Here is a 1,234-nt window from a genome sequence, read left to right as displayed (position 1 = left end):
GCTTTGTGCTGTGAGTTCAATGGGTCGATGCAACGCTATCCTTAATCAAGGGGGACGTTGCTATGAAACGAAGAACTCGGATTAACTACACGCCAGAGCAGAAGGCAATTATCTGGGACAGATATAAGCAAGGTGATTCTCTACATGATATCGCCAGAATGTTTGACAGATATCATTCTTCCATTATGCCCACTATCCACCAGACAGGCGGCTACCGTCCTCCCGTGCGAAAACGGCACCGATTAGCGCTTTCGCTTGATGAAAGAGAGGAGATATCCAGAGGGCTGGTAGCAAAACTCAGTATCAGAGACATCGCCGCCAAATTATCAAGAGCGCCCTCAACGATTAGCCGCGAGGTCAGGAGGCACGGTGGTGCAAAACAATACCGTGCAGCAAAAGCCGATGCTACTGCGTGGGAAAATGCGCTGAGACCAAAACCTTGCAAGCTAATTGAAAGCCCCGCATTGTGTAAAATCATTGCAGAGAAGATGCATCAGGACTGGTCACCGGAACAGATCGCCGGTTGGCTGACACGCTGTTATCCGGATAATCAGGAAATGCATGTGTCACACGAAACGATTTATAAAACGCTTTTTATACAAACCCGGGGAGCATTAAAAAAAGAGCTGCAGCAATGCCTCAGAAGCGGAAGAGCAGTGCGTAGATCCAGAACGTCATCGCTTAAAGGGAAAGGATTAGGGTCAATCCCGCACACGATACCTATCAGCGAAAGGCCACCTGAGGCCGCTGACAGGGCCATTCCAGGTCACTGGGAAGGTGACTTGATTCAGGGCTCGAAAAACTCCTATATCATCACCCTCGTAGAACGTCATTCCCGTTTTGTTATGCTGGCAAAGATCAGAGACAACAAGACCATAACGGTTATATCTGCACTCATCAGACAAGCCCGGGAATTACCTGCTGAGCTTTATAAAACATTAACTTGGGATCGTGGCGCTGAAATGACCAGCCACACACGATTTACTGTAGCGACAGACATTCAGATTTATTTTTGTGATCCTCAATCTCCCTGGCAACGTGGCTCAAATGAAAATACGAACAGATTGCTCAGACAATATTTTCCAAAAGGAACTGACTTATCGGTTCACAGCCAGCAAAGACTTAACAGTGTTGCCAGACAGCTCAACGAAAGGCCGAGAAAAACGCTAGACTATGAATCACCCGCAGAACGGTTCAATAAGTGTGTTGCGTCCATCGGTTGAACTCACAGCCA

At 47.6% G+C, this 1,234-nt stretch carries 1 protein-coding gene; it reads left to right on the top strand.

The genetic code is table 11. The annotated features are described in order from the left end of the window. Positions 1 to 62: 62 nt before the first annotated feature. A complete protein-coding gene (locus tag HMPREF3178_RS20830; protein WP_004118128.1) occupies positions 63 to 1,223 on the top strand; it encodes an IS30-like element ISCfr4 family transposase in 1,161 nt (386 codons plus the stop codon). Positions 1,224 to 1,234 lie beyond the last annotated feature (11 nt).

This window comes from Klebsiella sp. HMSC09D12, assembly GCF_001808475.1.
Lineage (GTDB): Bacteria > Pseudomonadota > Gammaproteobacteria > Enterobacterales > Enterobacteriaceae > Klebsiella > Klebsiella oxytoca.
Note: the sequence above shows the minus strand (reverse complement) of the source record. Positions and strands in the feature narration are given on the sequence as shown.